Raw genomic sequence first — 12608 nt, 5'->3', positions numbered from 1 at the left:
TGACCAGTTATTTTTCTAAGTAATGGCGATTAAAAAGGGTACTTTTGTGCGTGTCGTGCGCGAGAAATTAGAGAACAGCGTAGAAGCCACTGCTAGCGATAATCGGTTTCCGCCCTATATTTTTGAAACCCAAGGTGAAATTTTAGAAATTCGCGATGATTACGCCCTGGTGAAATTTGGCCGAGTACCCACCCCCAATATTTGGCTCCAGGTAGAGCAGTTGGAAGCGTTTAAGTAAGACTGACAACGTATTAAGAATCCTGATGGGATACTCCCAAGTACAAGTAGCCCCGGACACAATGGAAGTGTGGTTCACATCCGTTGATTACGTGGACCGCATCGTTGGGTAGCTGGGCCATTGATTAGCTGAGGTGCCCTCAAGCTGTCTATTGGGAGTTCCTATGGTAGTCGCTATTCCATCTCCTCGGAAAGCAGTTGTTAATAAAGCTGCGATCGCAATCCCCAAAATCACTGTCATTGGCGCAGGCAATGTAGGTGCCAGCCTTGCCCGGTGTTTACTGGCCCAAAACTTAGGCCATGTGGTTCTACTAGATATCGTCGAAGGTCGCCCCCAGGGATTAGCCCTCGACATGGCTGAGGCACGCCCCCTAGAAGGGTATAGCTATAGTATTACTGGAACCAACGACTACCCAGATACAGCCAACTCACAGGTAATTGTGATTACCGCTGGGCTCCCACGCAAGCCAGGCATGTCCAGGGATGATCTACTCAAGGTGAACGGCGGCATCATTCTAGACGTAATGTCACAGGCTCTGCCCCACTCTCCCGATGCCCATTTCATCTTGGTCACTAATCCCTTAGATGTAATGACCTATCTAGCCTGGCAAACCAGTGGGCTCCCTCCCCGTCAAGTCATAGGACAGGCCGGAGTACTAGATTCAGCAAGATTTCGCACCTTTATTGCGCAGGAGTTAGAGGTTCCTCCTCAGGATGTATCAACCATGGTACTGGGAGGACATGGTGATCTGATGGTACCGCTAATTAGCTACACCACTGTCAGTGGCATCCCTCTCACTGAACTAATGCCACTGAACAAAGTTCAGCAACTGGTAGATCGTACCCGCCATGGTGGCGCAGAAATTGTGAATCACCTCAAAACCGGCGGAGCATTTTACGCACCTGCGGCCGCAACAGCAACAATGGTGGCTGCAATTCTGCAAAACCAGTCAGCCATACTACCCGTTTCAGCCTATCTTGAGGGGCAATACGGGCTCAAAGATATCTATTTGGGTGTACCCTGTCGTCTTGACCACAATGGGGCAGCTTCCATAATGGAACTCTCACTCACCAACGATGAGCAGGCTGCCCTACAAACCTCTGCAGCATCGGTGCAACAAACACTACAAAAGGCACTATCACTCTTGACTAGCTAATTAATTTTTTCTGATTGCGGCCTCAACAGTTTGCGGACGAGGGCGAGGATACTCAGCCATCAGCCGTCGCACCTCTGCCGCATGGTAAGAACTGCGTGTCAGAGGAGACGATACAACCTGCAAAAAGCCCATCGCTTCTCCAGCCTCTCGCCACTGATCAAACTGTTCGGGGGTAATGAAATCTTGCACACCAAGGTGCTTTTGAGTAGGCTGCAAATATTGACCAATGGTAAGGATATCGCAGTCTACAGCGCGTAAGCCAGCCATGACCTGGCGGACTTCCTCATCAGTTTCCCCCAGCCCCACCATGATTCCTGACTTGGTGTAGGCCCATGGAGCAATTTCACGGGTACGTTTGAGTAGTTCCAAGCTGCGCTGATAGTCACCTTGGGGACGCACACGCTTATAGAGTCTAGGAATTGTCTCCGTATTGTGATTCATCACCTCAGGAGCTGCCGACAAAATAGTTTCTAAAGCATCCCAATTACCGCACAAGTCAGGAATCAGCACCTCAATGGTGGTATTGGGCGAAAGCTTTCGAGTCTCTTCAATGCAGCGCACAAACTGACTAGCCCCCCCATCGAGTAGATCATCTCGGTTTACTGAAGTGATGACTACATGGTTCAGACCCATCCGCCGCACAGCCTCACCTAAACGCAGAGGCTCGGTTGGGTCTAACGCCTGGGGTTTTTTCTCAAAATCAATATCGCAATAGGGACAGGCTCGCGTGCAAGCTGGGCCCATGATTAAAAATGTGGCAGTTCCAGCATTGAAGCACTCACCAATATTGGGACAGGAAGCTTCTTCGCACACCGTGTTGAGAGCGAGATCCTGCAAAATACCTTTGACATTGCCGACCCTTTCCCATTGGGGGGCTTTAACTCTCAGCCAGTCTGGTTTAACCGTCACACTACCCTGCCTTTACGAATGGAGTTGCTACGTCAGATAATTTTTTGACAATACTACTGATTCTAACAACTCAGGGACAAAGCCATGGGGGCTGCACAAAAGTATGCTGAGAAGTATGAGCAGCCCATAAAACAGATATCGTAAAACAACCGTAATAGGGTGAAATAGGTAAGATATTCAGGAGTACGACGCTTCCAAGTGCATACCGTTTTCTATCCTACGTTTTCCAATCCTTTGTAATGCAAGGTCTTCATCCCTTAGCTCGCAGCTTTGCCTTACTATGCGTTGGTTCTGCCCTTGGACTAGCCTTACTGGAGTTGCAAGATCCTTTTGATTGGAAAGCCGCAAATGCTCGACCAAGCCAGGAGGGCAATAACCTCCTTACTCGCATCTCCATAACTAACGGTCGCCGCCCAAGCTTCGCACGGCGCTTTAAACAATCAGATATTGAAATTGTGGTGCAGCTGGATGCTCGTACAGTAAATGTGTACCAAAAAGGTGACGTCGTCAAAGAATATCTCATCGCCATTGGTCAAGAAGAGTGGGAAACCCCCGAGGGCAGCTTTAGCATCACTCAAAAACAGAAATACCCCACATGGCAACACCCAATCACGGGAGAGTTAATCAAAGCAGGGAAGAAAAATCCCTTGGGTTCTCGATGGATTGGCTTTTTATCAACCCAGGATGGCGAAATTGGTTTTCACGGCACCAATGAGGAACGCTTAATTGGGGAAGCCATTTCCCATGGTTGTATCCGTATGCTTAATGAAGATGTTGAAGACCTGTATACCTATGTTGATATAGGTACTACGGTTACAGTAAAGCGCTAAATAAACCCACTAAACTTCTGGCTCTAACGGTCCAAGATAAGGCAACAAAGACGACAGAACGCATCAAATCATTTAGCCTAATTTATAGAGAGTGAACATTTTTGAAGATTCTTCGCAATTTTTCAACCTAGAAGTTCACAGCCTCGTTCATCGCAGAACTCAGTGTTAATAATTTTCTTTATCCAATGATTCTTGATCCAGTCTGGATTTCTGGAGTTTTTTTATGGGCTTTGGCCCTCTATCTGATGTTTTCGCCCCTGGTCCTTCGTTTGGTTGAGGCTCTAGAACAACAGGCTATGGGCTGGTTAGCATCCGCTGACACAACATCCTCTACTGGGCCAGCAGAACTCTATGCATCAGTCATGAGTATTGTGCCGTTTGTCGTCACTGGCGGTCTTTGCAACTATTTACTAGATATCAGCATGGGTCGTAGCTGGACCGTAAGCGTTGGCATTATCACCTGCATAGGCAGCGGCGTATATGAGTTGGGTCGCCGCGACGGTCAAGCCAATCAAGACTAACCTCTCAAACAGCTTCAAACAGTTACTGGATGTTGACCGTAAAACGGAATGACCTGTCGCCAGTCCGATATCTTCTCCCTTTGCAGACGCTCATAGCCAAGCTGTAACAAGGACGAGGTTGTTTCGGCCAGGCCAACACCTGAATCTAGGACTATTTTTACCAGGGGTTGAGACCAGTGGGATTGCTTCAGGTTCCAATCACTTGCGCTCAGCACCGTATCTTCTAGCTTTAAGGTCAGACTTTCTCCAGTCCAGTGGTAAACCGCACCATACACAGCCCCTCGTTTAGCAGGCATCGTAATAGCCAGATCAGTAGCTGTTTTGTGAGTTTCCACTATGGACTCCGAGGGTGGGCCCGACGCGGTGACTCGATGGTGGGCAACAGCAGCCAAAGCAGAAATACCCAATAGGGGAATATCTAACTGCTGTGCCAACGTTCGGGCAGTTGCCACACCAATCCGGGTACCCGTAAAACCACCAGGTCCAATGCATACAGCAATAAACGTCAGCTCTTGCCAGCGCTGGGGGGGCAAAAACCCTTGAAGTAACGCATGAAGTTGGCTGGATAAGTCACGACCTAGCTGCCAAGTTTGCTGACGATGGATCGTTTCAAAATCACTGATGGCTAAACCCAGTTCAGGGGTAGAGGTATGAAGTGCCAGACCTAACATGTCTTTCGAAATTTTCTACAAATCGTCTTGAGGGAACCGTTGTCTCAGAAGTGGGCATCGGCAGCATGACGTATGCTAATCGCTTTCTCTAGGAACAATTTCTTTAGTAACTGCAAAATAAAAGCCTAATAAGAGTTCACGATTTTGCCACTTTTTGAAACTGACGGAACGGCGAAACATCAGATAGGCCACATAGCCAAAAAATGGAGCAACGATTAGCAGCTCTAGAGAGCTTACACGAAATGTATTGATTAAACTCACAAACCCTAGAATCAAACATCCCAGAGAAAGATTACGGTACATGATGTGGGAAGCTGTGTGCATTTCTGCAGCCGTAACCGAAGGGCTATTGTTTTCACGCAGATAGGCTTTAAGTCGAGCATTGATCCAGCGCATCTTTTTAGGGAGGCCTATTTTTTGCTGTAGCTGAAGTACTAAGCGATCTTCAAAGTCTAGTGACGATGTATTCCCTAGCTCAGCCTGTTTCAGTTTTTTATCTCGCTCCCTTAGCTGACTATCCATATACAGATATTCCTGTTTAAACACATGGCATAGCAGCAGAAAATATCGCCAGCTCAATGTTTGTACAGTCCCACCAATGATATAGCTCAAAAATAAGAATGTGAGTGAGATCGCCAGTGTCCCACTGCTCTGAATCACCGGAGCCAAATCCGCCAAACTTTCCACTGGGTTATAAAGCAAAAATCCTGCCACAATAAATGGCGAGCCCCCAATAATTGAAGCAAATAGTTCAAAAGGCCCAAGGAAATACTTCAGTTGCTCCATAGGATGTGATGTGCGTCTGAATAGAAATGGTTTTAGCAGAGGCTCCTGTCTTTCTGAAGTAACTCAGGAGTTTCCATATCGTCTCAGATTATTTCAGCGTAAACGTCATCATCAATGGCAAGTGATCCGAAGCCGTTCCCACTTCTGGTATCACACGGGTTGCCGTCAGCTCAATCGATTCTGGGGTATAGAACAAATAATCCAGCTTATGTTCAGGTGGTTCAGATGGGAAGGTCGGTTGGTCAGGCCATTGCTCTCGAGGAAGCGCCGATGAAAATGCACCAGACTCTGCCAACACCTCAATCGACCGCTCCCCTTCCTCAGGTCGATTGACCGCACTGTTAAAGTCACCTACTAGCAACACAGGATACTCCTTGGCATAGGTTTCAGCCATTTGTCGTACGGCATGGGTTTGATTAAATCGGGTCGGGTTATCAAACGCTTCCAGGTGCACATTAATGACAATCAGAGCACGACCATTAATGTCGACTTGGGTAACCTGAGCTAAGCGATCCAAATAGACAGCATTGTAGAAAAACGGACGACTGGCTACTTTTTCGAGCACAATCCGATTATTTTCCACAATCGGGTAGCGACTCAATACAGCCTGACCTGAGACGATTTTGCCGAAGTGGGCTGATATGGGCCAATAGGGAAAAGGTACATAGTTTTTATTCCAGTTAATGGCCAGACCGGCATTAGCCAACCCCAGGGCGTTAGCAAGGGCATCCAGCTGATTAACGTTGTAGGAGCGTTTAGAGGCGATATCAATTTCTTGGAAAGCGATGATGTCAGGATTTAGGGAGCGAAGTGTGGAGATCGCACTCTCTAAGTGCCCATCAAATAGACTCTTAGGCCGTTCCACCGCCTCTTGATTCGTCAAGCCCGACAAATAACCAATGTTGTAAGACACCAGGGACAATGTGTTTTCTTTGGCAGCAGCAGCCTCAACGTCATAGGTGAGGATTTCTGTATATTTATCGCGAGGATAGCTACCAGAGGTGGCCCAACAATAGAACACGACCAAGACCAGTGCCAACGAACCCAAAATTGCCAGAATCAGCTTCCACTTCCACACCATGGCACCCTCATTAGATTAGTACTCAACACCAGTACTCAATCTAATGCCGTAATGATGCAGGTCTTCAGATACCTGCACAACTCGTAAAGTTCATTCCAAGAATAGTTGGAATTATTCCCTCACTTGTCACTCCTTTGGGTAATCTGATGGTGCTGAAATATCTAGGATTAGAGCAACAGTTCAGTTCCTTTAGAGAAATGCCTAAATTTGAGCATTTCTCCAATTGAACGCGTCCCTCAATTCAATCCTCGACCTAAACGATGTGTTAAAGCCTCCATGTCAATCAAAAATTTAATTTTCTTCGGTCTACTTATATTTGTTCCTATTTCCGCATCTGCCCATTTCCTTGGCTGGGGTGAACTGGCAGTTTTTGTCACAGCGGCGATTGCCATCATTCCGTTAGCGGGCTGGATGGGCCAAGCTACTGAGGAAATCGCTGTGGTTGTGGGGCCTTCCCTGGGTGGTTTACTCAATGCCACCTTTGGGAATGCAACAGAGCTGATTATTGCCCTGATTGCGCTCAACGCCGGGTTAATTAACGTCGTTAAATCTAGTATTACCGGCTCAATTATCGGTAACCTGCTGCTGGTGATGGGACTATCGATGCTGCTGGGAGGCATCAAGTTTAAGGAACAGGACTTCCAGCCAGTAATTGCCCGCATGAACGCATCGTCGATGAATTTAGCGGTAATCGCAATTTTATTGCCGACAGCAGTGGACTTTACCTCACCCTCCATCACGGAGCCAACGCTACAGCGTCTCTCTGTTGCCGTAGCTATTGTGTTGATTCTGGTTTATGGCCTCACGCTGCTGTTTTCCATGAAAACCCACGCCTATCTCTATGATGTGGGCACAGCGGAAGAGGAAGGAGCGGAAGAAGAGCATCACGAAGCGCCGAACCTCCCGCTTTGGATTGGGGTGCTGTTGGCCGCCACCTTGGTAGTCGCTATAGAGTCCGAGTGGTTAGTAGGCTCCCTAGAGGTTGCCACTAAACAACTAGGCTTGTCCGAACTCTTTACAGGCGTCATTTTGCTGCCCATCATTGGCAATGCGGCCGAGCATGCCACTGCTGTGACTGTCGCTTTGAAAAATAAGATGGATTTATCGCTGTCGGTGGCCGTGGGGTCCAGTATGCAGATCGCTCTATTTGTAGCTCCAGTGCTGGTCATTGCTGGATGGCTTATGGGTCAGCCGATGGATCTGGACTTTAATAATTTCCAACTGATCGCCGTAGCTGTATCAATTTTGATTGCTAACTCTATTAGCAGTGATGGGAGTTCTAACTGGTTAGAGGGGACGTTGTTGCTGGCAACTTACACCATCATTGGTCTTGCGTTCTTTTTCCATCCCATGATTGAAGGAATTGGTTAAATGGCTATTCATCGTAGGCCCGTTGGGGACCATTCATCGTTGTAGAAACGTTCCATGGAACGTCTCTACAACGATGGGGTTAAAAATAATGCGATCAGATTAGAAATTTGATCACAATCCGTCCGAATCAAATCATGATCGGCCTCGGGTAATACCTCAAATTCGGCACCCGGCACTCCATGACCGTAGGTTTCACAATGCCATAGGGGGATCGTCGTATCCTGGGCACCAGCAATGACTAAGGTCGGCACAGCAATCTTATGAATGCCTTTTTCTACGGTATCAATGGCATCCTCCGGTCGTAGACGGTCAACGATAAAGGACTTAGCGACAGGCTGTTTGCCAAATTCGCGCCGAGCCATGGCTACCTGGTCATAGGTCTTTTGCTGCCCGAGAACTTTGGCAAGGGGTTTCAGACCAGTAAGCACCCAATCCACCACGGGTGTTTCCCACAAAATCGGACGCATATAATTGTAGCGACCGACAAAACTGTCATCGCGAATGCCAGCCGGAGCAATCAGAATAAGATACTCCAGCAAAGATGCATTAGTGTCGGCCTGCTCAATCGCCAAGGCAGAACTGGTCCACCCCCCATAGGAATGGCCAATGAGGGTGACATTGGTGAGCTTTAAGGCAGCAATAAACTCACTCACAAACGCCGTTTGATGCCAAATGGTGTACTTAAGCTTGGGTTTAGAAGAACGACCAAAGCCAAGTAGATCCAGCGCAATACAGCGATAGCGGTCAGCCAACCGCTCCATGAGCAAACGCCACAGGCTACTTTCGCCAAGAAAACCATGGAGAAATAGCAACACCGGATTATCCTGGACACCATACTCTATGTAAGCTGCTTCATATTGACCGAGCTGAACCGTTGATTTTTGCACCCGTTATCCCCTGTGGCTATCGTTTTCATCTTCTAAGATCGGAACACGCTTTGGAGCGAATTTCAGAGGATTCTAATTTGCTCCTGAGTTTTCTGAGAAGCCTAACAGATGACTTATTGGTTTGCAGGTCAGCTATATAAGGATGACCAGATAAAGATTATGGTTAGCGATCCGGCGTTGGCGTATGGAGCCAGCGTATTTACGACGATGCGGATTTATGAGAATAGCTTGACGCATCCGTTGACAGCATGGGATTGGCATTGTGATCGCATCGCCCAATCACTCCATTTCTTTACCTGGCCCCAACCAGACTGGCAACGCACCACTACAGGCTGTCAAGCATTGCTCACAGACTATCCAGTGCTAAGACTGACTATTCTTGCCGATGGCCGTGAACTGATCACAGGTCGCCACCTCCCGCTCAATCTAGAACAGCAACAGCAAGAAGGAGTAACGGCCTGGATTGCCGCAGAGCCTAAATATCAGCGCAGTTTGCCAGGACACAAAACCAGCAATTATCTACCTTGCTGGTTGGCGATGCAAGCCGCCAAGGGCCATGGAGCTCGCGATGCCATTTTGATTGCACCCACTGGAGAATGGCTGGAAACCAGCACAGGTAACTTATGGGGATACAGCAATGGCAAATGGTACACGCCGCCCCTGAACTCCGGCCTACTGCCAGGCATTAGCCGAGCCCGATTGATTAAAGCTTTAAAGAATCAGGTCATTTCCCACATCCCTTGGACCGGAAGTAGAGTGAACCAGTTTGAATGTTTAGCCTACAGCAATTGTGTGGTAGAGCTTTTACCGATCCACACAGTTCTGTCTGGGAATATTAAACTAAACTATAGTTCTACCCACGAAGGTCTAACAGCCCTCAAACAAATGTTTTACAGGCCTTCGATGTGCGAGCACAACTGCTGAGCGGAGTAGGCTATGCAGAATCCTGAAATGCGTTAACATAAGTTAATAAATCTCAGATCAGCATAGGCGAGCTCGCTGAAATCGCTGACAATTAAAAACTTTAGGAGGCTTACTCCCTGTGAATAAGCGCTGGAGAAACGCAGGACTCTACGTGTTATTGGTAGTTGTCGTCATCGCACTAGCTACCGCATTTTTTGAACAACCTCGTATTGAAACCGATGCATGGCGTTACAGCCGTTTTATCAACCAAGTTGAGAGCGGTGCCATTGAGAAAGTTTACATTAGCGCCGATCGAACCCAGGCTCGTTTCCCTGATCCAACAGGTGAAGAGCGTCGGATTGTGGTTAACTTACCCAGCGACCCTGGCCTTGTTGATATCCTCACTGAGAACTCTGTGGATATTGAAGTTCAGCGTCAAGCTGAGGAAAATCGGTTGCTGCAAGTACTCAGCACATTACTTATCCCCATCTTGCTGCTCGTAGTGCTGTTCTTTGTACTACGACGTGCTCAAAATGGCCCTGGTAGCCAAGCGATGAACTTTGGTAAATCAAAGGCTCGCGTACAGATGGAGCCTCAGACCCAAGTCACCTTTGGTGATGTGGCTGGCATCGACCAGGCCAAACTTGAACTTACTGAGGTGGTTGATTTCTTAAAGAATGCCGACCGCTTTACGGCGGTTGGTGCCAAGATTCCCAAGGGCGTATTGCTAGTGGGTCCTCCTGGTACCGGTAAGACACTGCTAGCTAAGGCCGTTGCTGGAGAAGCTGGTGTACCGTTCTTCTCTATCTCTGGTTCTGAGTTTGTAGAGATGTTTGTGGGTGTGGGTGCTTCCCGTGTTCGCGATCTGTTTGAGCAAGCTAAGACCAACGCTCCTTGCATCGTATTTATTGACGAGATTGACGCGGTTGGTCGTCAGCGTGGTGCTGGCCTCGGCGGTGGTAATGACGAGCGTGAGCAAACCCTAAACCAGCTACTCACCGAGATGGATGGTTTTGAGGGCAACACTGGCATCATCATCATTGCGGCTACTAACCGTCCTGACGTATTGGATGCGGCTCTATTACGTCCTGGTCGTTTTGACCGTCAGGTGGTGGTTGACCGTCCTGATTACTCCGGTCGTTTAGAAATCCTGAAGGTTCACTCCCGTGGGAAGACCTTTAGCAAGGACGTTGATCTAGAGAAGATTGCCCGTCGGACACCTGGGTTTACCGGTGCTGATCTGTCTAACTTGCTAAACGAAGCCGCTATTTTGGCAGCTCGCCGCAATCTGACCGAAATCTCCATGGATGAAGTTAACGATGCGATTGATCGCGTCTTGGCCGGTCCTGAGAAGAAAGATCGGGTAATGAGCGAGAAGCGCAAGTCCCTAGTTGCTTACCACGAAGCAGGTCATGCCCTGGTGGGTGCCCTGATGCCAGACTATGACCCCGTGCAAAAGATCAGCATTATTCCCCGTGGTCAAGCCGGTGGTTTGACTTGGTTTACTCCGAGTGAAGAGCGTCTAGAGTCCGGTCTATACTCCCGTTCTTATCTGAAAAACCAGATGGCTGTGGCCCTGGGTGGTCGTCTTGCTGAGGAAATTGTCTTCGGCGATGAAGAAGTTACGACCGGTGCTTCTAATGACCTACAACAGGTAGCTCGCGTGGCTCGTCAGATGGTGACTCGCTTTGGTATGAGCGAAAAACTAGGTCCAGTTGCCCTAGGTCGCCAACAAGGTAATCCTTTCTTAGGGCGTGACATTGCCACTGAGCGCGATTTCTCTGAGGAAACAGCTGCTGTGATTGATGCGGAAGTTCGTAGTCTTGTAGACGTTGCCTACAGCCGCGCTAAGCAAGTCCTAGTTGAGAACCGCAAGGTTCTTGATCAGCTAGCTGACATGCTAGTAGACAAGGAAACAGTTGATTCTGACGAACTACAGAGACTGCTGATTGACAACAATGTCAGCATGGCAAGCATTGCCTAGAGGTCTAGTAGATTTTTAGTTAGCGTTTCTTAGTCTTACTCCTGAGGAGTTTGATATTTAAAAGCCGCAGGCTACCCCTGCGGCTTTTTGTTGTGTTGGAGAGGATTTTATTTTTGTTACATGCCGTGTTGAATCGTTAGCAGTACTTAGAAAAGCGACAATTTCCGTATTGCAAATTGGTCTAAAAGCCTAAGAGGTACAAGCAGATATGATTGACGCTTGCAAAATAGGCTTAACACTAAGCCCCTCAGGTTATGACTGCATTACATTCAGCCCCGCCTCATGTGCAACCTCTTGTTGAATACCAGCAGCGTTGGCTGCAGACACTCCAAACCCATCGCGCCATTGCTGTTATTAGGGCTGAGACAGTTGAAAGCGGTCTAAATATGGCAATGGCTGCTGCTGAAGGAGGCATCCATCTACTCGAAGTTACTTGGAATAGCTATCAGCCTGTGGCGTTGCTCCAGGCCATTCAAAAGGCGTTACCCCACTGCACTGTAGGGGTGGGGACAATTTTGACAGAAGAGGATTTGCGGGTTGCGATCGCAACTGGCGCACAATTCTGCTTTAGCCCCCATACATCGATAGCCTTGCTTAGCCATGGCCGTACGGTGCATATCCCTACCGTGGCAGGAGCCATGACCCCAACTGAAATTTTAACGGCTTGGGAATTAGGGGCCACAAGCGTCAAAGTGTTTCCCATCAAAGCCTTGGGGGAAGCCACATATCTGGAATGTATACAAGGCCCCCTCGGACATATTCCATTGATTCCGTCTGGGGGCGTGACCCCAGAGAATGCCACTGACCTCTTATCAGCTGGTGCAACAGCAGTGGGAATTTCCAGTGGATTATTTAGGGCAAACCATGTGCGGCATCAAGACTGGAAAGCGATCCAACATCAAGCTACTCAACTCGTAGAAGCCATTGGCACACTGTCGCTAACTACCGAGTTTAAAGGCCTCAACAAAAAGACCATAAACCATGCCCAGCTTAAATGAATTAAGGAGTTCAGGGAGGATCGTCCGCTGGCCATTGGAGCGAGATCGATGATATAGCCAGCTAATGAATTCCACCATGGCTACCAAAATGGCAGAAATCAAAATATCAATCTCTGACGTTTGACCCGCTGTCGCAGAAATAGCTGTCGCGAAAAAATTACCAAACAGCAGGCTAATGACAGCTAATGAAATGCGCCGCCAGGGATTAAACACCCATTGACTAAAGCGCTGACCCGCTTGATCTACTAATGTACTTAATCGCGTTCGTTGCAT

At 48.2% G+C, this 12608-nt stretch carries 14 protein-coding genes; 8 read left to right on the top strand and 6 right to left on the bottom strand.

All coding sequences use genetic code 11. The features are described from left to right. The first annotated feature begins 22 nt into the window (after window positions 1-22). Both DXZ20_RS27295 and mdh read left to right on the top strand, forming a co-directional pair. Entirely contained in the window at window positions 23-238 is a 216-nt protein-coding gene (locus DXZ20_RS27295; protein ID WP_006518068.1) for an NAD(P)H-quinone oxidoreductase subunit O, read from the top strand. 163 nt (window positions 239-401) lie between these two features. Continuing rightward, window positions 402-1394 (top strand): malate dehydrogenase, encoded by a 993-nt coding sequence (gene mdh / locus DXZ20_RS27290; RefSeq protein ID WP_163660493.1) that lies wholly within the window; start codon window positions 402-404, stop codon window positions 1392-1394. Here the strand turns inward: mdh and lipA are convergent, their stop codons facing one another. Continuing rightward, entirely contained in the window at window positions 1395-2303 is a 909-nt protein-coding gene (gene lipA, locus DXZ20_RS27285) for a lipoyl synthase (RefSeq protein WP_163660495.1), read from the bottom strand. Between the two features lie 239 nt (window positions 2304-2542). Here lipA and DXZ20_RS27280 point away from each other — a divergent pair, with 239 nt between their 5' ends. Further along, window positions 2543-3133: a L,D-transpeptidase gene (locus DXZ20_RS27280; RefSeq protein WP_163660497.1), complete on the top strand. Its 591-nt coding sequence runs from the start codon at window positions 2543-2545 to the stop codon at window positions 3131-3133. A gap of 185 nt (window positions 3134-3318) precedes the next feature. Beyond that, a complete protein-coding gene (locus DXZ20_RS27275; protein ID WP_163660499.1) occupies window positions 3319-3654 on the top strand; it encodes a hypothetical protein in 336 nt (111 codons plus the stop codon). 14 nt (window positions 3655-3668) lie between these two features. Here the strand turns inward: DXZ20_RS27275 and tsaB are convergent, their stop codons facing one another. The 3 genes from tsaB to DXZ20_RS27260 all read right to left on the bottom strand — a co-directional run bounded on the left by tsaB (window position 3669) and on the right by DXZ20_RS27260 (window position 6192). Beyond that, window positions 3669-4325 carry a tRNA (adenosine(37)-N6)-threonylcarbamoyltransferase complex dimerization subunit type 1 TsaB gene (gene tsaB / locus DXZ20_RS27270; protein ID WP_163660501.1) on the bottom strand — a complete coding sequence of 219 codons (657 nt, stop codon included), beginning with the start codon at window positions 4323-4325 and terminating at the stop codon, window positions 3669-3671. A gap of 75 nt (window positions 4326-4400) precedes the next feature. Then, the gene (locus tag DXZ20_RS27265; protein ID WP_163702240.1) at window positions 4401-5111 is read right to left on the bottom strand and encodes a hypothetical protein; all 711 of its coding nucleotides are present in this window, start codon (window positions 5109-5111) and stop codon (window positions 4401-4403) included. A gap of 88 nt (window positions 5112-5199) precedes the next feature. Beyond that, on the bottom strand, window positions 5200-6192 hold the full coding sequence (locus tag DXZ20_RS27260) for an endonuclease/exonuclease/phosphatase family protein (protein ID WP_163702238.1): 993 nt from the start codon (window positions 6190-6192) through the stop codon (window positions 5200-5202). A 276-nt stretch (window positions 6193-6468) separates the two neighbouring features. Between DXZ20_RS27260 and cax the strand changes: the two genes are divergently transcribed. Further along, complete coding sequence (gene cax, locus DXZ20_RS27255; RefSeq protein WP_163702236.1) at window positions 6469-7563, top strand: calcium/proton exchanger; 1095 nt, start codon at window positions 6469-6471, stop codon at window positions 7561-7563. Between the two features lie 65 nt (window positions 7564-7628). Here the strand turns inward: cax and DXZ20_RS27250 are convergent, their stop codons facing one another. Beyond that, window positions 7629-8450 carry an alpha/beta fold hydrolase gene (locus DXZ20_RS27250; RefSeq protein WP_163702234.1) on the bottom strand — a complete coding sequence of 274 codons (822 nt, stop codon included), beginning with the start codon at window positions 8448-8450 and terminating at the stop codon, window positions 7629-7631. A gap of 108 nt (window positions 8451-8558) precedes the next feature. Here DXZ20_RS27250 and DXZ20_RS27245 point away from each other — a divergent pair, with 108 nt between their 5' ends. The 3 genes from DXZ20_RS27245 (at window position 8559) to DXZ20_RS27235 (ending at window position 12335) form a co-directional block, all read left to right on the top strand. Then, window positions 8559-9374 (top strand): aminotransferase class IV, encoded by an 816-nt coding sequence (locus DXZ20_RS27245; protein WP_163702231.1) that lies wholly within the window; start codon window positions 8559-8561, stop codon window positions 9372-9374. Window positions 9375-9492: 118 nt separating this feature from the next. After that, window positions 9493-11337: an ATP-dependent zinc metalloprotease FtsH3 gene (gene ftsH3 / locus DXZ20_RS27240; RefSeq protein ID WP_006518079.1), complete on the top strand. Its 1845-nt coding sequence runs from the start codon at window positions 9493-9495 to the stop codon at window positions 11335-11337. 254 nt (window positions 11338-11591) lie between these two features. Continuing rightward, complete coding sequence (locus tag DXZ20_RS27235) at window positions 11592-12335, top strand: bifunctional 4-hydroxy-2-oxoglutarate aldolase/2-dehydro-3-deoxy-phosphogluconate aldolase (RefSeq protein WP_163660514.1); 744 nt, start codon at window positions 11592-11594, stop codon at window positions 12333-12335. Here the strand turns inward: DXZ20_RS27235 and DXZ20_RS27230 are convergent. Further along, window positions 12276-12608, bottom strand: coding sequence for a DUF565 domain-containing protein (locus tag DXZ20_RS27230; RefSeq protein ID WP_163702229.1), 333 nt, complete (start codon window positions 12606-12608; stop codon window positions 12276-12278). The two genes, DXZ20_RS27235 and DXZ20_RS27230, sit on opposite strands and share 60 nt — an antisense overlap.

Source organism: Adonisia turfae CCMR0081 (genome assembly GCF_011009555.1).
Classification (GTDB): Bacteria; Cyanobacteriota; Cyanobacteriia; order Phormidesmidales; family Phormidesmidaceae; genus Leptothoe; species Leptothoe turfae.
This window is presented reverse-complemented; position numbering and strand designations above follow the sequence as displayed.